The organism is Pyruvatibacter mobilis (genome assembly GCF_012848855.1).
In the GTDB taxonomy this organism is placed as follows: Bacteria; Pseudomonadota; Alphaproteobacteria; order CGMCC-115125; family CGMCC-115125; genus Pyruvatibacter; species Pyruvatibacter mobilis.
The window spans coordinates 2,748,827-2,767,144 of the sequence record NZ_CP051630.1 but is presented as its reverse complement, the minus strand read 5'-3'; the positions used below and the strand labels follow the sequence as shown (position 1 = coordinate 2,767,144).

At 62.5% G+C, this 18,318-nt stretch carries 18 protein-coding genes, 1 tRNA gene and 1 pseudogene; 9 read left to right on the top strand and 11 right to left on the bottom strand.

The features are described from left to right. The first annotated feature begins 67 nt into the window (after positions 1 to 67). The 3 genes from bioF (at position 68) to HG718_RS15710 (ending at position 2,561) form a co-directional block, all read left to right on the top strand. Positions 68 to 1,234, top strand: a complete 1,167-nt coding sequence (gene bioF, locus HG718_RS12815; RefSeq protein WP_160587038.1) for an 8-amino-7-oxononanoate synthase — start codon at positions 68 to 70, stop codon at positions 1,232 to 1,234. After that, positions 1,231 to 1,911 (top strand): dethiobiotin synthase, encoded by a 681-nt coding sequence (bioD, locus tag HG718_RS12810; protein WP_160587037.1) that lies wholly within the window; start codon positions 1,231 to 1,233, stop codon positions 1,909 to 1,911. Before bioF ends, bioD begins: the two co-directional genes overlap by 4 nt. 422 nt (positions 1,912 to 2,333) lie before the next feature. Continuing rightward, complete coding sequence (locus tag HG718_RS15710) at positions 2,334 to 2,561, top strand: helix-turn-helix domain-containing protein (protein WP_308936418.1); 228 nt, start codon at positions 2,334 to 2,336, stop codon at positions 2,559 to 2,561. A gap of 44 nt (positions 2,562 to 2,605) precedes the next feature. Here the strand turns inward: HG718_RS15710 and mtgA are convergent, their stop codons facing one another. The 4 genes from mtgA to HG718_RS12785 all read right to left on the bottom strand — a co-directional run bounded on the left by mtgA (position 2,606) and on the right by HG718_RS12785 (position 7,471). Further along, the gene (mtgA, locus tag HG718_RS12800; protein ID WP_205345635.1) at positions 2,606 to 3,241 is read right to left on the bottom strand and encodes a monofunctional biosynthetic peptidoglycan transglycosylase; all 636 of its coding nucleotides are present in this window, start codon (positions 3,239 to 3,241) and stop codon (positions 2,606 to 2,608) included. Positions 3,242 to 3,504: 263 nt separating this feature from the next. After that, a complete protein-coding gene (locus HG718_RS12795; protein WP_160587036.1) occupies positions 3,505 to 4,878 on the bottom strand; it encodes a methyl-accepting chemotaxis protein in 1,374 nt (457 codons plus the stop codon). Between the two features lie 195 nt (positions 4,879 to 5,073). Beyond that, positions 5,074 to 6,558: a helicase HerA-like domain-containing protein gene (locus HG718_RS12790; protein WP_160587035.1), complete on the bottom strand. Its 1,485-nt coding sequence runs from the start codon at positions 6,556 to 6,558 to the stop codon at positions 5,074 to 5,076. Positions 6,559 to 6,580: 22 nt separating this feature from the next. Beyond that, positions 6,581 to 7,471: an alpha/beta fold hydrolase gene (locus HG718_RS12785; protein WP_160587034.1), complete on the bottom strand. Its 891-nt coding sequence runs from the start codon at positions 7,469 to 7,471 to the stop codon at positions 6,581 to 6,583. 199 nt (positions 7,472 to 7,670) lie between these two features. On the opposite strand from HG718_RS12785, the gene HG718_RS12780 reads away from it, so the two are divergent. Both HG718_RS12780 and HG718_RS12775 read left to right on the top strand, forming a co-directional pair. Continuing rightward, the gene (locus HG718_RS12780) at positions 7,671 to 8,300 is read left to right on the top strand and encodes an acyl-homoserine-lactone synthase (protein ID WP_160587033.1); all 630 of its coding nucleotides are present in this window, start codon (positions 7,671 to 7,673) and stop codon (positions 8,298 to 8,300) included. 253 nt (positions 8,301 to 8,553) lie between these two features. Continuing rightward, on the top strand, positions 8,554 to 8,817 hold the full coding sequence (locus HG718_RS12775) for a hypothetical protein (RefSeq protein WP_160587032.1): 264 nt from the start codon (positions 8,554 to 8,556) through the stop codon (positions 8,815 to 8,817). Between the two features lie 25 nt (positions 8,818 to 8,842). On the opposite strand, the gene HG718_RS12770 is transcribed toward HG718_RS12775, so the two are convergent. From HG718_RS12770 to HG718_RS12760, 3 genes are all read right to left on the bottom strand, one after another. Next, complete coding sequence (locus HG718_RS12770; RefSeq protein WP_160587031.1) at positions 8,843 to 10,174, bottom strand: alkyl sulfatase dimerization domain-containing protein; 1,332 nt, start codon at positions 10,172 to 10,174, stop codon at positions 8,843 to 8,845. Positions 10,175 to 10,292: 118 nt separating this feature from the next. Further along, on the bottom strand, positions 10,293 to 10,946 hold the full coding sequence (locus HG718_RS12765) for a TetR/AcrR family transcriptional regulator (RefSeq protein WP_160587030.1): 654 nt from the start codon (positions 10,944 to 10,946) through the stop codon (positions 10,293 to 10,295). A 39-nt stretch (positions 10,947 to 10,985) separates the two neighbouring features. Then, positions 10,986 to 12,224 carry an aminotransferase class III-fold pyridoxal phosphate-dependent enzyme gene (locus HG718_RS12760; RefSeq protein WP_160587029.1) on the bottom strand — a complete coding sequence of 413 codons (1,239 nt, stop codon included), beginning with the start codon at positions 12,222 to 12,224 and terminating at the stop codon, positions 10,986 to 10,988. A 118-nt stretch (positions 12,225 to 12,342) separates the two neighbouring features. Here HG718_RS12760 and HG718_RS12755 point away from each other — a divergent pair, with 118 nt between their 5' ends. Together HG718_RS12755 and HG718_RS12750 are read left to right on the top strand one after the other, a co-directional pair. Continuing rightward, positions 12,343 to 13,269, top strand: a complete 927-nt coding sequence (locus HG718_RS12755; RefSeq protein WP_160587028.1) for a carbohydrate kinase family protein — start codon at positions 12,343 to 12,345, stop codon at positions 13,267 to 13,269. Beyond that, positions 13,266 to 13,916 carry a class II aldolase/adducin family protein gene (locus HG718_RS12750; protein ID WP_160587027.1) on the top strand — a complete coding sequence of 217 codons (651 nt, stop codon included), beginning with the start codon at positions 13,266 to 13,268 and terminating at the stop codon, positions 13,914 to 13,916. The genes HG718_RS12755 and HG718_RS12750 overlap by 4 nt, the downstream gene beginning before the upstream one ends. Positions 13,917 to 13,931: 15 nt before the next feature. Here HG718_RS12750 and HG718_RS12745 read toward each other — a convergent pair whose 3' ends face one another. Further along, a complete protein-coding gene (locus HG718_RS12745; RefSeq protein WP_160587026.1) occupies positions 13,932 to 14,510 on the bottom strand; it encodes a TetR/AcrR family transcriptional regulator in 579 nt (192 codons plus the stop codon). 178 nt (positions 14,511 to 14,688) lie between these two features. Between HG718_RS12745 and HG718_RS12740 the strand changes: the two genes are divergently transcribed. Then, complete coding sequence (locus tag HG718_RS12740) at positions 14,689 to 15,384, top strand: amidohydrolase family protein (RefSeq protein WP_244624801.1); 696 nt, start codon at positions 14,689 to 14,691, stop codon at positions 15,382 to 15,384. A gap of 30 nt (positions 15,385 to 15,414) precedes the next feature. On the opposite strand, the gene HG718_RS12735 is transcribed toward HG718_RS12740, so the two are convergent. From HG718_RS12735 to HG718_RS12730, 3 genes and pseudogenes are all read right to left on the bottom strand, one after another. Continuing rightward, positions 15,415 to 15,849, bottom strand: coding sequence for an ester cyclase (locus HG718_RS12735; protein ID WP_160587025.1), 435 nt, complete (start codon positions 15,847 to 15,849; stop codon positions 15,415 to 15,417). Between the two features lie 58 nt (positions 15,850 to 15,907). Next, positions 15,908 to 16,090: pseudogene (locus HG718_RS15760) on the bottom strand (VOC family protein); the annotation flags it as partial. A 304-nt stretch (positions 16,091 to 16,394) separates the two neighbouring features. Next, a tRNA-Arg gene (locus HG718_RS12730) sits at positions 16,395 to 16,471 on the bottom strand. Positions 16,472 to 17,125: 654 nt separating this feature from the next. Between HG718_RS12730 and HG718_RS12725 the strand changes: the two genes are divergently transcribed. Next, a complete protein-coding gene (locus HG718_RS12725; protein WP_205345632.1) occupies positions 17,126 to 18,289 on the top strand; it encodes a hypothetical protein in 1,164 nt (387 codons plus the stop codon). The last annotated feature ends 29 nt before the right edge of the window (positions 18,290 to 18,318 follow it).

Genomic DNA, 18,318 nt, shown 5'->3' with positions numbered 1-18,318 from the left:
CCGGCCTGCGTCACGCAGCGCGCAGAGCTGAAAAGACCGCACAACGAGAAGGGAGAGATATCCCCGCATGCCCAGCCTCAACGAATTTGCCGGCCGCAAGCTTGCCGAGCTGGAAACACGCGGCCAGCGCCGTGAGCTGGTGGATACGGGCCGCGGCATGGCAGGGCGTGCCACGCGCGATGGGCGCGACGTCATCTCCTTCTGCTGCAATGATTATCTTAACCTCTCCCAGCACCCGCAGGTGAAAGCGGCCGCCGCTGAAGCGCTTCAAACCTATGGCGCGGGCACCGGCGCCTCGCGCCTTGTCACCGGCAACAATCCGCTTTTCGCCGAGCTTGAAGCCCGCCTTGCCCGCATCAAGGGCGCGGAAGCAGCACTTGTCTTCGGGTCCGGCTATCTGGCCAACACCGGCATCATTCCCAGCCTCCTTGGCGAAGGCGACATCATTTTCGCTGACGAGTTGAGCCACGCCTGCATCATTTCCGGCGCGCGCATGTCGCGCGCCCAAGTGGTCATCTTCAGGCACAACGACATGGCCGATCTTCGCAGCCTCCTGGCGGCGCACCGGGCAGAGGGTGCCAACGCCCTTGTGGTCACCGACGGCGTGTTTTCCATGGATGGGGACCTGGCGCCACTGCCGGAGATGACCGCACTGGCGGAAGCGCACGACGCCTGGCTGATGACCGATGATGCCCACGGGCTCGGTGTCATCGGCGGCGGCCGGGGATCTTCCTTCGCCTTCGGCCCGCAGAAGATGAATGTCCCCTTGCAGATGGGCACGCTCTCAAAAGCTGTCGGCGGCTACGGCGGGTATCTCTGCGCGGATCAGCCGGTCATCGATCTTCTGAAGAGCCGTGCACGCACGCTTGTCTATTCAACGGGCCTGCCGCCGGCCAGCGTGGCAGCTGCCCTCGCTGCGCTGGATGTAATCGAGGCTGAGCCCGAGCGGGTGGTGCGTCCGGTGGCCAATGCCGCTCAGTTCTGCCGGGAAGTGGGCCTGCCGACGCCTGAGAGCCCCATTGTGCCCGTCATCATCGGTGAAGAGACCAGGGCGCTCGACGCCTCTCGCCTGTTGCTGGACGAAGGTTATCTCGTCACCGCCATTCGTCCGCCGACGGTACCGCCGGGCACCGCGCGTCTGCGCCTCACCTTCATGGCCGAACACGACCCGGCCGATATCACTCGTCTGGCGTCACTCATCCGTGACCGGATCATCAAACGGCCTGCCGCATGACTGCACTGTCCCTTTTTGTCACCGCTTCCGGCACTGAGATCGGCAAGACCTACGTGTCCACCGGTCTCATCCGTGCGCTGCGCGCCCGGGGCCGTGAGGTGATAGCCCTTAAGCCGCTCATCACGGATTTCACCGACGAGACAGCTCCGACAAGTGATACGGCGCTGATGCTCGAGGCACTGGGGCGGGAGGTGACCGGTGAGGCCATGGCCGAACTGTCACCGTGGCGATACGTGGCGGCACTCGCCCCTGACATGGCCGCCGCACGCGAGGGCAAGGCCGTGCCTTATGACGAGGTGATCGCTTTCTGCACCCGCCACCGTGATGCGGCAGGGGATGGAACGGTGCTGATTGTCGAAGGCGCAGGCGGTGTGCTGGTGCCGGTGGATGACACCCGCACCATGCGCGACTTCATGAGAGACCTTGCCGCCACGCCTATCCTTGTTGTGGGCAGTTATCTGGGCACGATCAGTCACACACTTACTGCGCTTGAAGCGCTTCAGTCGCGCGGTCTTGATCCGCTGGCCATCATGGTCAGCGAGACGCCCGATGCGGGCATCCCCCTTCAGGACACCTGCGACGCCATCCGCCGCTTCACCGGCGACGTGCCAGTGATCGCCGTGCCGCGCGATGACCAGGATGCCTTTGCCAGGCTCGCTGATCTGGTGCCAGCCTGAGCCGCACTTGCAACACCTGACGAAGCGCAAAGAAAAGGCGGATCAACCTGCAAGTTGATCCGCCTGATTTCTTACTCGTCAGCTAGTCGCCGTAAATACGCAGGCGCCTAGTGGTGGGGGTGGGCCTTGTAGAAGGCCATGCGGCGAGAAAACGAACGTTCGTCTTCAAGAGTGTGACCGCTAAACACACGGCGGTCTTCGCGCTGCTCCCTCCGGGGTACGAGCCCGAAAGAGAGCCAGAACACCATATTCCTGGTCATGATCGACTCTCCATTCTTTCAGGTCTTGATGCTTCGCCGCCAATCGGCGATGTCATAAAACCGTAATGTGCATCCTATATACGCACGGGGTGCGCAATTGTCAATGGAGTTGCGCACACAGTGCGCAAACAGGGTGTTCGCGGTCGCGACCGCAGAATCTGGATGACAATGGAAGCCAAAGATTTCAAGCGGTGGCGCAAGTCATTGGGCATGTCGCAAAAAGATGCGGCAAAAGCACTTGGGCTAAAACCCAGAATAATTCAGTACTATGAGAAAGGTGAGAGGGACGGGGAGTCCGTTAAAGTCCCGCGTTCCATTAGGCTTGCATGTTATGCGCTCGCCCATGGCATTACCGACTACCATGGGCCAAGGCCAGAAGCAGAAGGTTAACAAAGTTAATCAAGAAATGGGGTGTCACAAACCCCCGAAAAAAGTCACTTCACACAGTCGAGAAGTGGCCCCAACTGGCCAATCCGGCGCTCGACAATACCCGCCTGGCGCACAACATGGCCTGTGGAGGCGGTCGCGTGGAGCTCTCTCGGGTTCGGCAGGATGACCGCCAGCCGCGCGGCCTCACGTTGGGTCAGCTCGCCGGCGCTGACGCCGAAGTGGTGCTGAGCAGCAGCTTCGATGCCGAAGACACCGGGCCCCCATTCCGCGATGTTGAGATAGACCTCCAGAATGCGCTTCTTTGGCCAGAACAACTCGATCAGCGTCGCCACATAGAGTTCCAGGCCCTTCCGGATATAGCTGCGCTGCGGCCACAGCATCAGATTCCGCGCGGTCTGCATCGTGATGGTGCTGGCACCGCCCTTGCCCGCGCCCTTCACTTCCGCATCCATTGCTGCCTTGAGCGCCGGCCAATCGACGCCCGAATGGGTGCAGAAACTGTTGTCCTCCGACGCAAGAACCGCAGCCCTCACGCTTGGGGCGATGTCCTCGAGCGGCACCCAGTCGCGCCGCACGCCGTCGCCCTCGAAGAAGCGGATGACCATAACGCTTGTGAGCGGCGGCGGCACCACGCGATAGATCAGTGTTAGCCCCACGGGCAGGACAATGAACAGGGTCACCAGCCCGGTGGCTAACCATTCAACGACGCTCAGCCGTCCCCGCCGCAATCGGGAAAGGAACCCCCGCGCTTCACGCCGCAAGACGTGACGGAGCTTGTGATGAGATGAAGCCAAGGGAGATTTCCTGACGCGGTGAGACACTCGATTGTCCGCACTCTAGCCGCAAAGATGGAAAGATTTTGCGGTCAGGTGCGGGCAAACGAAAAAACCGGGGCCCGCAGTGTGCAGACCCCGGTTCATGCTGTCCCGAAGTGTTCCGGTAATCAGGCGGCGTTGAGCTGGCGGAGGAAGTCCTCCACGTCGTTGCGCAACTGCACGGCATGTTCCGACAGCTGCCCGGCAGCTGACATAACTTCCTGAGCGGATGCACCGGTCTCGCTCACCGATGAAGACACACCGGAGATATTGGACGACACTTCCTGGGTGCCTGCCGCGGCTTCCTGCACATTGCGGGCAATCTCCTGAGTGGCGCTGCCCTGCTGGTCCACCGCACTGGCGATCGCCGTCGAGATCGTGGAGATCTCATCAATGGTGGACTGGATCGAGGCGATGGCTTCCACGGCACTCGATGTCACGTCCTGAATGGCCGTGATCTGGGTGCCGATGTCTTCCGTTGCCTTGGCCGTCTGGGTGGCTAATGCCTTCACTTCTGACGCAACGACCGCAAAGCCCTTGCCCGCCTCACCGGCGCGCGCGGCCTCGATGGTGGCGTTGAGTGCAAGCAGGTTGGTCTGGCTGGCAATATCGGTGATGAGGCTCACCACGTCGCCAATACGGCCGGCGGCCTCCGCAAGGCTCTGCACCGTCTCGTTGGTGCGGGTGGCTTCTGCCACGGCGCGCCCGGCAATCTGGGACGACTGGGCTACCTGGCGTCCAATCTCCTGAACCGAGCTGGCCAACTCCTCAGCCGCTCCGGCCACCGTTTGCACATTGGTCGAGGCTTCCTCGGATGCCGATGCCACGGTGGCCGAACGCGTGGAGGCTTCCTCAGCCGTGCCGGTCATGCTGCGGGCAGTCGAGTCCAGTTCCGTAGAGGCCGCGGCCACAACGTCGACCACATTCTTCACCTTCTCGGCGATTGCGATCTGCGAGGTCACGACGCTCCAGCTCACCATCGGTCCGGCATAGCTGCCGTCCGAATTGTGAATTGCCGACACGTTCAGTTCGAGTTTCTCCGGCCCGACCTGGATCAAGGCCTTGTGCGGCAGGTTGGATGGGTCGGCGAGCATCGTGCGCTGGTGGACCGGGTTCTTGTGGAACACGTCGATGCAGGCACCTTCGAGTTCATCAGCCGTGATCGGCAGGTGTTCCTCGATGGAGCGCAGGGTCTCCAGGCTGGTCTTGTTGATATAGTTGATCCGGAAGTCTTCCGGGTCGCACATCATGACATTAATCGGCATCACATCGACCATCTGGCGCAGCTTGCGTGCCTGGCTCAAGGTAGAAGCGATTTGCGCAATGGCGTGCCAGGTGCTGCCCAGTTCGCCCTCGGCTGCCCCTTCGGGCAGGCGAACGGGCGTATTGGCGGCCATGGTCGCAAGGGCCTGTTCAACAGTCGTGGCCGTCGTGTCGTCTGACTCAGCCGCCTCTGGCGCAGGACTATTCCGGCGCTTGGCGGTTTCTTTTACGCGATCCATGAATCCCATGATTCTCCCCTCTCATGCGGTGGCCGCTCCGAAAGCAGACGCATGAGACACCCGAGACTCTAAAAATAGCGTAAAAGTTGAAGTATTAGAGAAACACTCGCAAAGGGCGTGAAAACTGTTTGGAAACTCGCAGATTTCCGAGTGTTTTGGCGCTAATGCTGGAAAGCATGTAATAGCGGTCGGCTTTTACTTCTTCAGCGATCCCAGAATGCCGCGAATGAGTTCGCGCCCCAGCGTGCGGCCGACCTGTCGCACCATGGATTTGATGAAGGCCTCGGTCGCACCTTGTCGGCGGGAGGTCCGGGGCCGCATCCGCGCTTCGGCCTTCTCTCGTGCCTTTCGCTCCTTTTCCGCCTGTGCGGCCTTCTCGGCGGCATCGCGCTCCGCCTCGATCTGCTTGCGGCGCACTTTCAGCACTTCGAAAGCGGATTCCCGGTCAACCGCCATGTCATAGGACGTACCTACCGGGCTGGCCTGTATCACGGCCTTGCGCTCTTCCGGCGTGGCCGGACCCAGCCGCGACTTGGGAGGGCGGATGAGGGTGCGCTGGACGATGCCCGGCACGCCCTTCTTGCCGAGGGTTGATGTCAGCGCTTCGCCGACCCCGAGTTCGGTGATCACCTTCCTGGTATTCAGCTCCGGGTTCTCCCGGAAGGTCTCCGCCGCCACGCGCACGGCCTTCTGGTCGCGCGGGGTAAACGCGCGCAGCGCGTGCTGGACGCGGTTGCCGAGCTGGCCCAGCACCTCATCAGGCACGTCGAGCGGGTTCTGCGTCACAAAATAGATGCCCACGCCCTTGGAGCGGATCAGCTTCACCACCTGTGCAATGCGATCCACCAGATGCTTGGGGGCATCATCGAACAGCAGATGCGCTTCGTCGAAGAAGAACACGAGCTTGGGCTTGTCCGGGTCACCGACTTCCGGCAGTTCCTCGAACAACTCCGACATCAGCCACAGCATGAAGGTGGCGTAGAGCTGTGGCGCCCGCACCAACATATCGGCTGCCAGAATGTTTACCTGTCCACGCCCGTCATAGGTGAGCCGCATCAGGTCCTGCAGCTTCAATGCCGGTTCACCAAAGAACTTGTCCCCGCCCTGGGTTTCCAGCGTCAGGAGCCTGCGCTGGATGGCACCAATGGATGCCGCCGTCACATTGCCGTAGCGCGCCGAAATCTCTTTGGCGTTCTCCGACATGAAGACAAGCATCTCGCGCAGGTCCTTCAGGTCGAGCAGCAGGAGCCCATCCTCGTCTGCCAGCCGGAAGGCGATTGTCAGCACGCCTTCCTGCGTATCGTTGAGACCAAGCTGGCGCGACAGCAGGATCGGGCCCATCTCCGAGATCGTGGTGCGGACCGGGTGCCCCTGTTCCCCGAACACGTCCCAGAAAACGACCGGATAGCGGGTGTAGTGATAGTCTTCGAGGCCGATTGTCCGGGCGCGTTCTTCCAGGAAGTCTGTCTCCACGCCGGGTTGGGACATGCCGGACAGATCGCCCTTGATGTCCGCCATGAAGACGGGGACACCTGCTTCGGAAAAGCCTTCCGCCAGGATCTGCAGCGACACCGTCTTGCCTGTGCCCGTCGCTCCGGCGATCAGCCCGTGCCGGTTCGCGAGCTTGAGCGAGAGATGCTGGTCAGCCGCGCCACGGCCAATGAATATCTGTTCTGTCATGTTATTGGCCGTATACGGAGGATCAGTCCTTGAGGAAGTCGCGGGCGAGGGGGAGGAACTCTTCCAGCTTGTCGTGGTGCACCCAGTGACCCGCGCCGTCGATATTGACAGACGTAGCATTCTGGAATGCTTCGATCCTGCCGTCCTTCACCGGGTCTGACGCCCAGCTCTCCGTGCCGCGTACCAGCATTACCGGTGATGTGATGCGGCCCCACAGCGCGCGGGTTTCCTCGGCCGGCCACTGGTCCGGCGGGAAGGCCCGCACGTAATTGTCGAACTTCCAGGACCAGGTGCCATCCTCATTCTGGTTCATGCCGTGTTCGGTCAGATGCCGCGCCCGTTCGGGACTTAGATGCGGGTTTTCTTCCTGCATGCGCTTGAACGCAGCATCCAGGCTCTCGTAGCGCCGTGGCATGCGTGACGAGAGTTTGCGCATCTGGTCAACCCAGCCTGACAACCGTTCATGGGGCGCTGTCTCCGCGCGTTCCGCCAGCATCTTGGGCGACGGGCCAAGACCCTCAATGGCAATCAGCTTTTGCACCGTATCCGGATAAACACCCGCATAGCGAAGGGAGATCGCCCCGCCGAACGAATGGGCGAGAATCTTCAGCGGCGCCAGATCCAGCTGATGGATAAGCTGGGCGATGTCATAGACATAGTCATTGATCATGTAGGTACCGCCGACCATCCACTGGCTGTCGCCGTGGCCGCGCAGGTCAGGTGCGATGATGTGATAGTCGTCGCGCAGGGCCTCAGCCACCCAGTCCCAGTTGCGGCAATGGTCACGCCCGCCATGCACGAGCAGCAGCGGCGGCGCGTCCGGGTTGCCCCAATCCACGTAATGAAGTCTCAGGCGCTGCGAGAAATAGGTCCGGGAAGCCGGGCCGATGAAGCTGGTCGGTGATTTTGTCATGGTGCGCAGTTTATCCGCACCCGCGCCGGAAAGGGAGGCTTCAAAGGCGCGTGCTGCGCTGCGGAATCGAACAGGTCATTAGCGGCTGCGGCGTGCGCCGTGCCTGCGTCAACCCGCGACCTGCCTAGGTGACCGCGTCACTGCTTTTGATCGGAATGGGCTCCTGTTTAAAGCAGGAGGCTTAACAATGATTGAATGCATGACATTCACAACCGCAGGTGAATTCGGGGATGCATTGGTGGACTACCACCGCATGCGCTACCGGCTCTTCATAGAACGTGAAGGCTGGAACATTCCGCATTTCGACAACCTGGAATATGACCAGTTCGACACCCCGGCGACCGTCTATCTGATCAAGCGGCGGCCGGAGACGGGGGAAGTGATGGGGGGCATGCGCCTCATTCCCACCACTCAGCCGTACCTGGCCGAGCATGTCTGGCCGGATCTCATCCAGACCCGGCCGATTCCCAAGGATCCCAAGGTCTGGGAAGGCACGCGCATGAGCGCCGCCCCGGAACTGTCGGTGGATGAGCGCCGTCAGACCCTGGGTGAGCTGGGGGCTGCTTTCGCGGAGTTCCTGATTGGTGTTGGCGCCAACCGGGTCATCTTCGAGATGCCGCCGAAGCTGCTGGAATTCCAGTCCCGCAACAATCCGGAGTTTGTCGAGATGCTGGGGGAACCCATCACGCTCGACGATGGCACGCTGCTGGTCGGCGGCTGGGTTCATATCAACGAAACGACGCTGGCGGCCTATCGCATGGGTGCCGGCGTGGAGGGCAATATTATCCGTTATCCGGAAGCAGCCTTCCCCTACGAACGCGCCGCCTGACGGATATTCGTCCAAGGGCGCACCGCGCATGACAAAGGCCTGGATGGTCACACCCATCCGGGCCTTTTGCGTGTCCGGCCCGCTGCCTCGTGTCGAAGCCGGGTGATTTTCGGTGATTTGTTCACGACTGGTTGTGGAAATCTCAAAGAGACTCTCTTACCCATTGGTACCTGGCAGGGCGCGCATGCCGGGTCCCGCCGGGAAGGGAGCGCCCATGCGGGGGCCTCCGGACAGACAGGAAGTGGATCCCTGGATGCTCGACGAACGCACCAAGAGCCTGTATCGGCAATGGCTGATCGATACCACGCCCGCCCCCTGGGGCGTGGCCCACGACCGGGAGACCGGCACCTACAAGATTGTCGCCCGGGATGCGGAAGGCCGCCCGCGGCTGGATCAGCGCGGTGTGCAGATCGTCATCGCAGAGGGGCTGACCCGGTCCAACGCCGCCATGATCGTGCAGTTGCGGACCCTGCTCGACGAAGATGAGAGCCCGCGCAAGGTGGTGAGCCTCTTTTAGCGGTACGGACCTGAAGCGGCACAAGTCAGGCGTCGTTGACACCTGACTTGAGGCGGGACTCCCGTTCCGCCCAGCCGAAAATGCCCTTCGACATGAGCGACAGCTCAGCGTGCCGTCGCGCCCCGTAAATATCGGCCCGGGCGGCATGAGCATCCCGGTTATCCGGTTCGGCCAGGGCCGCCGCTTCGGCAAGGTGGCACGCGAGTCGCATTTCTTCCTCCGTCCCGGCTTCCGCCAGCATGCGCGCCCGCGCAATGACCGGCCCGATCCCGCCGGCTAACTGCACCATCTCCTGTGCTACACGCGCATCAGGCGCGGGCTTGAGACGCGCAGGATTGCCGTCATACCAGCCGCCATAAAGCCGCCAGACATTGTGCAGGATGAATTCCGGCTCATCATAGACGGGCTTGAGGTAGGGCTTGTCCATGAAATGCGACGGCAGCTTCACCCCGTGCAGGATGTCATCGAAGCGCGCCCCGTTATTCATCATCTCCAGCGATTGGCTCACCAGCGTTTCAAGCGCCGTGGCAATGGTATCCAGCACCTCGGCGATGCGAGCCTTGCCTTCGATTGGCAGGCCGTGCGCCGGCAGCAGCAGCTCCGGCTCCTTTGCTGCCATGTCGCGCAGGGCCTTGGCCCATTCAAGCGGATAGCGCTGAATCTTCTGCGGGTTGCCGGCATTGGGAAACACCCAGGTGACGAAATCACCGGAACAGATGGCCTTGTGTTCGGGAATCCATGCCCACAAATGGTCATCCGTCTCGCCGATGGCGTGATTGAGCTGGAAGGTCAGGTCACCGGCCCGCAGGCTCATCGCCTCGCGAAAGGTCGTGTCCGGATCAACCCAGGGGTCGGGGCCGAACCGGCGCGGTGCCGGCGGGCCGTCCTTGTTGTCCGCTCCCGCGCCCATGCGGAGTTCGGTTGCCGGGGCGAACTGCCGGGCATTGATGGTGAAATTGTAGCCGTTGGTCAGCTCATAGCGGCGGAAGCGCGGGCTCACATTCTCATGGGCCACCACCTTGGGCCGTGTATGACCTCGCTCGCAGGCCTCGCAGAGGATCGCACCTGTGCCGCCCACATGGTCCGCGTGACCATGCGTGTAGCACACATGGGTCACCGGTTCGTCCGTCCAGCGGCGCAATGACGTCAGCACGCCGCCTGCGAAGGCTTCGAGGCTGGTATCGAACAGCACCAGCCCGTCACCGGACCGGAACGCAACCACATGCGAGAAAGCCTCGATCAGGGCAACGCCGTCACCAACCTCCGACAATTCCGTGGTCGGCCGGTTGATCAGCCCGGCGCCCTCATAGACCCCGTTGTCGATGTAATGCGCGGCCCGCGCCAGAATGTCGGCCATGGTCGATCCGTCCCTGATGTTATGTCCGCCGAAACGGGGCGGCCTGTTTCTGTGCGCATCGCGGCTGGGGCAATACGATTTATTAGAAACTATCATTAATCAGGGGTGGGGAGGCAAGTCATGCCTGAGGCGGTGGGGCCTTGATCGCTTGGCTATCAGGCGCTTGGCCCTCGAGTACTGCGGCAATGCCGATGGACGCGTGGTGCATCACGGCTTCCTCGTCTGTGAAGCCGTTCTCGAACAGCATTTCGATCACGCTGTAGAACATGTCCGTCGCCACCCGTGCGCGGATGGCGAGGTCACCTGGAGGTACGCCCGGCAGCAACGGCGCGATGTTGCGCGCCACCATGGCTGCAACAGATGCATGGGAGTGAAGCCGCACGCTCCGCAATTCGGGCAGGGCGCGCATCAGCACCATGATCTGCAATCCGGCGGGAAAGGTGCGCGTGGCGGCCACATGGCCGTGCATCAGCGCTGCAATGATCTCGCGCGGGGTTGCGCTGCGCTGGTTAGCTGCCGCGAGTGATGGGGCCACAAGGTCATTCTGTGCAGCCATCAGTCGATCACACAGCACCAGCATCACGGCATGTTTGTCCGTGAAGTAGCGATAGAAGGCTGGCGGAGTAACGCCTGCCGCCCGCGCGATGGCATTCGAATTCAGGGCTTCGAAGCCGCCCTCCGCAAGGATCGTCTGGGCTGCGTCGAGAAGCTTTTCATATGTCTGCTTCGCCCGCGCCTGCAATGGCGGCGAGTGGCGTGACGTATCGGGCATAGGCCTCCGGGGCTTATCATGCCGTGGCCCGATGCAGCTTCATCCTCGCAGGTCAGACAACACCGCATCGGCTGTTTCCACAGTATACTGAATGTCACCTTGTGTCATCGCCGCACTGATGAACATATTGTGGAAGGGGTGGAAGTAGACACCGCGCTGAAGCATGCCGTTGCAGAAAGCTTCACCAAGTCCGTAGTCCACCTGTCCTTCCTCTCCATCAAACATGATGAGCGGCATCTGAGACGGTCCCGTCTGGCGAATGCCTACATTGTGGGTGCGGCCGACTTCGGCCAGGCCCTGGCGCAGGGCATCACCGAGCGCGATGGTGGTCTCGAGATAGTCGCTGGTGCGGATGATCTCGAGCGTCTTGAGGGAGGCGGCCATGGCCGCGGCGGCAAACCAGAACGATCCGGTGACATAAAGCTGCTCGGCTCCCGCCCGGGCGCGTTCGGATCCGAGCAGACACGACAGCGGATGGCCGTTGGCAATTGCCTTGCCCCAGCTTGAAAGGTCCGGTGCCACACCGATGGCCTGCCAGCTGCAGTCGCGCGCCATGCGGAAGCCGGCCCGGATATCATCCACGATCAGCAGCGCGTCCTTCGTGTCACAGATGCGCCGTGCGGCTTCCGCATAGGCCGGGTCCGGAAGCTCCTGGTCCACGAAGACATCGTGCTTGAAGGGGGAGGCGAAGATACCCGCGAGATCATCTCCGGCCTCGGCCGCCGCCGCCTCGAGGCTCGCCACGTCATTATAGGTGTAGTGTATGAAATGCGCCCGGTCTTCCGGCGTTGTGCCCGCCGGCGCCGGGGTGCACCAGGTAGAGGCGCCATGATAGGCGCCCTGGGCCATCAGCACCTTGCGCTTGCCCTGATGCGCCCGCGCCGTCATCAGCGCCATGGTGGTCGCATCCGTACCGTTCTTGCAGAACAATGCCCAGTCCGCATGGCCCACCTGGCCGCAGAAGGCTTCCGCTAGCTCGACCATGCAGGCGCTCGGCCCGGTGGCAGCGTCGATCTTCCGGAGCTGGTCGATATAGGCGGCGTCAATCTCCTCATGCCGGTAGCCCAGGAGGTTGGGGCCATAACCGCACATGAAATCTACGAAACGTTTGCCGTCCACATCCCACAGATAGGCCCCTTTAGCCTCGGCAAAGAATTGCGGTGCGGCCGCAGGCAACATGCCAACCGACTGATGGCCGTACATGCCGTTGGGGATCACCTTCTGCGCCCGGGCGCGAAGGGCTGTGTCGGCAGGGCCGGTGGCAGGTGCTGCACTCATGGGTCAGGCTCCTTCGCTGGACGATGCGGCATCGACCGTACATTGCAGAAAAATAGCAATTACTATAATTATGAATTCGACCACTGCAAGCAGGGGTCGACATTGGGGAACACGCACAATGACCGACCTCACCTGCATCGGCCTCACCACGCTCGACATCCTGGCGCGCGCGATCGATGCGCTGCCCGACGGGGAAACCACAAACCTGATCGAGGAAATTGCCCTTGCGCCTGCGGGCACAGCCGGTGGCGCGGCGGTGATCGCAGCCCGGTTGGGGCTGGATGTTTCGCTGGCAACGGTCATTGGTGAGGATGTGAACGGCGCGGTTCTGCGCATGCTGCTCGCTCGGGAGAATGTGAATGCTGACTGTGTCAGCACCACTTCAGCCATGCCCACCTCCACAACCGTACTGGCCATCAATACAAGGGGTGGCCGGCCCAATTTCCACATGCTCGGCGCCAGCATCCTGACCTCTTTCGCAGGGGAAGTGATGACCCGCGCGCGCGGCAGCCGTTTTCTCCATTTTGCGGGCCTCGGCTTCCCGGAGCTGTCGACGCCGCAAGCCGTCGAGGCGCTGGCATCGATCCGCGCAGACGGCGTGTTCACCACCTCCGATCTCATCATGCCAGATCCCAATGTGTTGGCACTGCTGGAGCAGACCCTGCCGCATACGGATCTCTTCATGCCCAGCGCCGCGGAAGTCGATGTTCTGTTGCCGGGCATGGGCCATGCGGAGGCTTTGGCTCATTTCGTCGCCATGGGTGCAGGAGCCTGTATCATCAAGCGTGGTGCAGGAGGTGTGCTTGGCCTGATAAACGGGACAGTGACGGCAATTCCCGCCCGCGCGATCGACGTCGTCGACACAACCAGCTGCGGCGACAGCTTTTGTGCCGGTACGATTGCCGGTCTGGCGCGTGGCATGGCGCTAGGTGACGCCGCGGCCTATGGCATCGCCACGGCCTCTCTGGTAGCTCAGGGGCTTGGGACGACGGGGCTGCTTGAGAATGCAGCCCAGGTTGATGCGCTCATGGAGACGGCAGCATGACGGCGGATGAATCGGTTCTGCGGCGCGAAATCGTCGCCGCCATGGTCGCGATGGATGAAAAGGGCCTCAATCACGGCACGGCAGGCAATGTGTCGGCCAGGGTCGAGGGCGGCATGCTTGTCACCCCGTCAGGTGTCCCGGCACATCTTCTGACGCCGGACAGCATCGTCCGCATGAATTTCGACGGTAAGCATGAAGGCGCGATGCGGCCCACCAGCGAGTGGCGCATGCATGGCAGCATCCTTGCTGCCCGGCCTGACGTGAACGCCATCGTGCACTGCCACTCGCGATATGCCACCACCCTTGCCTGCGCCCATCGGACGATCCCGCCCCTGCATTACATGACCGCCGTCACCGGCGGCGGCGAGATACGGCTTGCGCCCTATGAGCCCTTCGGCTCTGAGGAGCTGGCGCAGGCCATCGTCGAGACGCTGGATGGGCGCCTGGCCTGCCTCATGGCCAATCACGGTCAGATCGCCGTCGCGCCGACCCTCGATTTTGCCATGATGGTAGCGACGGAAGTCGAGGAGCAAGCGGCTGTCTATCACGGCACGTTGGCGATCGGCGGCGCGAAGATACTCTCTGATGCGCAGATTGACGAGGTGATGCAGCGCTTCGCCGGATACGGCCAGAAGAAAAAGGGCTGAAGCCTCTCCGCACAATCAGGTGCAGAGCACCATCTGCGCACACCGGGCAAGATCCGGCAGATGTGTTTTGGGTGACTGGCTGCGGCGGCCCGAAAGCCAGGCTCGGCATATCATCTGAGCAGGACCGATGAGCTGCGCCATGAAGACCTCGTCCTCAAGGTCGGCCAGCGCCCCCTCCGATACGTGGCGCAGACGCCAGCCATTCAGGGCATCGCGATAACGCGCATTCTCCGCCTTCTGCGCCTCGCGCAGGGTGTCGAGCCATCCCGCGCGCACCTGCTCGAAGATGAAGGTGGCCAGCCCACGCTCCCGAACTACCCAGCTCACATGGGCCCGCACCAGCGCTGTAACCCCGTCGGCAGCTGACGGGTTCCCGCTGACCGCCTTCACCATTGCCGCGTGATAGCTGGCCAGGGCCGACAGGTAGATGTCGCCTGCCAGTGCATCCTTGGTGGCGTAGGCGTGAAAGAAGCTGCCATTCGACACCTGTGCAGCACGGCAGATGGCGGCCACCGAAGTCGCGTCCACCCCGTCCTGTTCGAACAGCGCGAACGCAGCTTGGCGGATACGGTTCGTGGTTGTCGTTTCGATCATAATGGAGTAACACTCTAGAGCAATAGTCCAAGTCATGAACACCTTAGCAACCACAAGCGAGGCTGCAATGATTATCGATGCCTGGGGCCAGCACCCCACGCTCCGCCACAGTCAGGATCCTATTTTTGACAGCCTGCGGCGCTGGACGAAAACAGAAGCGCCGACCGAGCAACTGCCCGTGTCAGTCACTATCGCGATGATGGATCAGGCCGGCATTGACCGGATGCTGATCTCCGCCTGGGTGGCGCCCCGTAATGTGATGATTTCCAACGACGAAGTGGCAGGCTTCGTTGCCGAGGCGCCGGACCGGCTCGTGGGTGTGGGCTCCGTGGATATCTCCCGTCCCATGGATGCCGTGCGTGAAATTCGACGCTGCGTGCGCGAGCTCGGGTTCCGGGCCATTCGCGTGCTGCCATGGCTGTGGGAAGTGCCACCGACGGATCGGCGCTTCTACCCCGTCTATGCGGCCTGTGTGGAAGAGGGCGTTCCGTTCTGCACCCAGATCGGCCACACCGGCCCGCTGATGCCGTCCGAGGTTGGCCGTCCCATATATCTCGACCAGGTAGCGCTGGATTTCCCTGAACTGGTCATCGTGGCCGGCCATATCGGTTATCCGTGGACGGATGAAGCCATTGCCGTCACCACCAAGCACGAGAATGTCTATATCGACACATCCGCTTACACTGCCAGGCGCTACCCGGACCAGCTGGTCGCCTATCTGCGCGGCAATGGGGCCCGCAAGGTGATGTTCGGCACCAACTATCCCATGTTCCCGCCTGCGGCAGCTTTGAAGGATCTGGACGCGCTGGGCCTCAGCGACGAGACGCGGGCCCTGTTCCTGGGCGGAAATGCCAGGCGGGTCTTTGGTCTCTAGCCGGGCGGATTCTGTACGGCCCGCCGAAGCTTAGATCAGCCCAAGCTCGCGCAGCACCATGCTGCCATCATAGTAGGGGCGTTCGCAGATGATCTTGTCACTTCCCGTGGCGAACTCGAATGTGGCAGCCATCCGAACGCGAAAGCTGCGGCCAGTCGGCTCGAAGGTGCCCATGGGGGTGGCGAGCGGGCCGAGATGGGTGCCGGTGAGAAAGAACTCCACATGCACTGTATCGTCATCCCCGGCTGCCAGCGAGATGATTTCGTTGGCCTGGTCGGGGAAAGGCGTGCGCGAGTCCGCGAAGTAGCCGCGCACGGCGTCTTCGCCGTCAAATACCTGCCCGGTACCATACATCTCGTAGCGCGGATGCGCGAAGGTCGCGATCACCGCATCCCAATCACAGTCGCATTCCAGCGCCATGTGGTCGCGCACCGTCTTCAGGCGGCGTTGCGTCAGATCATCCATATTGTCAGTCCTTTTTGGCGAGAGCGTCCTTGGGGGTATCAAGCCTTGCCGGCGAGACTTAGCCGACGCGCCGCACCGGGTCTGTCCCATCCCACCCGCGGGCCGTGTCGCGGATATGTGCAAAGAGATCGCCCTTCGATCCGCTGATGTCAGATATCTCGATCACGCTGCCGGGGTGCCCCTGCTGACTGAAATACGCAAATCGACCCTTGGGTCCGCCGATTTGCCCCTCGTGGCAGAGTGTGAGCCCTGAGCCTAGGTCCGGTCACCGGCCCCGCGCTCTATCTCTTCTATGACACGGGCGCCGTCTGGAACCGCAACATCGTCTTCGGAGACAGCCGACAGTCCCTGTCGTCAGCCGGGGCCGGTATCCGCCTCACCCTGGCGGAGAAGGTAAGCGCCGGGTTCGAGCTGGCAAAGCCGCTCGACCGCGACACCAGCCGCACCAACACCCAGGAATGGCAGGGGCTATTCTTCGTCTCCGGCGAGCTCTCACACCGCGCAATCGGCAGCTCATGCAGTCGGATGTGTAAGCAATGAAGGAGTGGCGCGCCGGGGAAGATTCGAACTCCCGACCCCCAGATTCGTAGTCTGGTGCTCTATCCAGCTGAGCTACCGGCGCAGGCTTCGCTATTGGACTGCCGGGTGACCCGGCGGGACGGTGTGTGACCGTCTGGCAGGGGAGCTACACGCACGCCCTGCCCGCGAAGGCGTGAACGTTTATTGCACCCGGGGGCGGAGTGCAAGGGCAAACCGACAAAAAGCTCACAAAGCTGCGTCTTCCCGGCGGCGTAGAGCCGTGTGCCGCGGGGCTGTGTCAGGCCATCTGATTCGCTGCCTGCCCGACGGGGCCCGGTTCCTGTGCCGGTGACCCGTATCTGGCATGTAAAGACTCTCTTAACCCCTTCAAATTCACCATAAAAGCCAAGCTTGTAGGCCGATTCTGCATTGGCTAGAGTGACTTCGGTTTCGCGCTGCACTATTAAACGCAGGGCAGGACTGCTGGAGGAGCGGTCAGAGAGCCGATTGCGGCGGCTTTCATCGTGCTCATCCGCACCATTCATTGAGCCGGCGTGGGGCGACAGGGGCCAGGATGCGGTCTCGTCCCGGAAAAACCGGCAATCGTTGTCAACCGGTCGTCCGCCATCCCGGCGGCTGCGGCCAGTTTCAGGGGGCTGATCTTCTTGGATGGCGGTGCCGGACGCACCATGCCGGTTGGAACCGGGCCATGCAGGCAGGCTTCCCTGTCAGAACCAAAGGGTAACAAGAGCGCGCGATGACCACCCCCATTTCCAGAACTGCTCCCCGCGCCTACTCCCTCTCATTGACTTCGCTGGTCCGCACGGCAGGCGCGCTGGCTGCCTCGGCGCTGCTCCTTGGTGGCTGCGCGGCGATCCAGGACTCAGACCTGTTCGGTGAAGGCAGCCGCAACGTGACGTCGGCCTCCAATGCCGCAGGCACCACTGCCGTCTCCACTGATGTGGGCGTCTCTGCCCGCAGCTTCGAAGCCCTGAGCGTCACCGGCGGCCGGGCCACCGGCACCGGCGTTGGTGCAAAGGTCGAAAGCCTGCGCAACGAGCTGCGCAGCCTGCAGGACACGATGGTAGGCCAGACCTCCCGCGTGAACACCGCCCGCGCCGAGGCCACGGCCAATGCGCGCGATTATCACGCGACCCGCGCCGCCATCACCGCCCGCCTGCAACGCGGCACCACGCCGGGCAACCCGGAACTGGTGTCACAGTGGAATACCGCGCAGGCCCAGCTTGACGCGGTCTCTGCCGACATCAACGCCATGTCCGGCCTCTCCACCGAGATCGCGACCAACGCGTCCACGGCCAATTACCTGCTGGAAGCAACCGCCGCCACGTTCTCGCTGTCCGGTGCCGTCGAAGACGATCATCGCCAGCTCCGGATCCTGCAGGACGAAGTCCGCCAGACCACGGTGCTGATCGAACGCCTGCTTACGGAGCTGCGCGACGACATCGCCCGCCAGACGACCTATGTGGCCAATGAGCGGTCGAGCCTCACCACCCTGGCCAACGCCATCAAGGCCGGTGAGTTGTTCGGGTCCGGCCTTGCCGTGTCCAACATCGCGCCGCCCGCTGCCACCGCGGCAGCCGCTCCGGCCCCTGCCGCCGGCACGCCGGCGCTGGTCACCATCCGCTTTGACCGTCCGGACGTTCAGTATCAGCAGGCCCTGTACACGGCCCTGAGCCGGGCACTTGAAGTGCGTCCAGCTGCCCAGTTCGACGTGGTGGCGGTGAGCCCCGCTGCCGGCAGCCCGGACCGGGTGCAGCTGGCACAGAGCCAGTCCCGCCGCAATGCCGAGACGGTGGTGCGCACCATGAACGAAATGGGCCTCCCGGCGGACCGCATCCGCCTCTCCGCGACCACCCGCGGTGATGTCACCGCCAATGAGGTGCGCGTCTACGTCCGCTGATATGTCCTTATCCGGACGAGGACAATCAG

Bases quoted from the DNA above. Each gene is read 5' to 3' on its own strand.
- HG718_RS12760 (WP_160587029.1), bottom strand. From the start codon at position 12,224: ATGAGTGCAGCACCTGCCACCGGCCCTGCCGACACAGCCCTTCGCGCC.
- HG718_RS12770 (WP_160587031.1), bottom strand. From the start codon at position 10,174: ATGGCCGACATTCTGGCGCGGGCCGCGCATTACATCGACAACGGGGTC.
- HG718_RS12780 (WP_160587033.1), top strand. From the start codon at position 7,671: ATGACATTCACAACCGCAGGTGAATTCGGGGATGCATTGGTGGACTAC.
- HG718_RS15710 (WP_308936418.1), top strand. From the start codon at position 2,334: ATGACAATGGAAGCCAAAGATTTCAAGCGGTGGCGCAAGTCATTGGGC.
- bioF (WP_160587038.1), top strand. From the start codon at position 68: ATGCCCAGCCTCAACGAATTTGCCGGCCGCAAGCTTGCCGAGCTGGAA.
- HG718_RS12725 (WP_205345632.1), top strand. From the start codon at position 17,126: ATGACCACCCCCATTTCCAGAACTGCTCCCCGCGCCTACTCCCTCTCA.
- HG718_RS12750 (WP_160587027.1), top strand. From the start codon at position 13,266: ATGACGGCGGATGAATCGGTTCTGCGGCGCGAAATCGTCGCCGCCATG.
- HG718_RS12735 (WP_160587025.1), bottom strand. From the start codon at position 15,849: ATGGATGATCTGACGCAACGCCGCCTGAAGACGGTGCGCGACCACATG.
- HG718_RS12790 (WP_160587035.1), bottom strand. From the start codon at position 6,558: ATGACAGAACAGATATTCATTGGCCGTGGCGCGGCTGACCAGCATCTC.
- HG718_RS12755 (WP_160587028.1), top strand. From the start codon at position 12,343: ATGACCGACCTCACCTGCATCGGCCTCACCACGCTCGACATCCTGGCG.
- HG718_RS12795 (WP_160587036.1), bottom strand. From the start codon at position 4,878: ATGGATCGCGTAAAAGAAACCGCCAAGCGCCGGAATAGTCCTGCGCCA.
- HG718_RS12745 (WP_160587026.1), bottom strand. From the start codon at position 14,510: ATGATCGAAACGACAACCACGAACCGTATCCGCCAAGCTGCGTTCGCG.
- HG718_RS12775 (WP_160587032.1), top strand. From the start codon at position 8,554: ATGCTCGACGAACGCACCAAGAGCCTGTATCGGCAATGGCTGATCGAT.
- HG718_RS12785 (WP_160587034.1), bottom strand. From the start codon at position 7,471: ATGACAAAATCACCGACCAGCTTCATCGGCCCGGCTTCCCGGACCTAT.
- HG718_RS12765 (WP_160587030.1), bottom strand. From the start codon at position 10,946: ATGCCCGATACGTCACGCCACTCGCCGCCATTGCAGGCGCGGGCGAAG.
- bioD (WP_160587037.1), top strand. From the start codon at position 1,231: ATGACTGCACTGTCCCTTTTTGTCACCGCTTCCGGCACTGAGATCGGC.